Here is a 425-nt window from a genome sequence, read left to right as displayed (position 1 = left end):
TCAAAAGGATCACTCCAATTTTCCCCGTTATACATTTGATAATAAATCTGAATGGAGGTAACACTACTACTATTATAATCATAAGATAGGTGTAGATTATTTTCAGAATCACAAACAATATGTGGATCAGAAACCCGATACTCACTATTTTGTGAGACATTGATGGCATCGGACCAAGTTAAGCCGTTGTCGTGCGAATTACTATAGAATATCTGACTGTAAAATTGTTCATAAACATCTTGCCAAACACAATGTATTACACCCTCATGATCAATACAAAACTCTGGGTCTAAATACCATCCACCTGTTTTTGTAACAAAGGTAGGTTCAATCCAGTTTTGGGCATGGCTTTGGAAGCTAAATAGGAGAATAATGGATAGGATAATTAGTTTTCTCATGGTTTCAATTATTTATGCAATGGATTA

1 protein-coding gene is annotated in these 425 nt (G+C 34.4%); it reads right to left on the bottom strand.

Annotation, left to right across the window (positions count from 1 at the left end; genetic code table 11):
* A partial coding sequence (locus HNS38_RS20175; RefSeq protein WP_172347021.1) for a sialidase family protein occupies nt 1-398 on the bottom strand: 398 nt, incomplete at its 3' end.
* Nucleotides 399-425 lie beyond the last annotated feature (27 nt).

This window comes from Lentimicrobium sp. L6, assembly GCF_013166655.1.
Taxonomy (GTDB): Bacteria; Bacteroidota; Bacteroidia; order Bacteroidales; family UBA12170; genus UBA12170.
The sequence above is the reverse complement of the archived record's forward strand: the minus strand, read 5'-3'. Positions and strand labels throughout refer to the sequence as shown.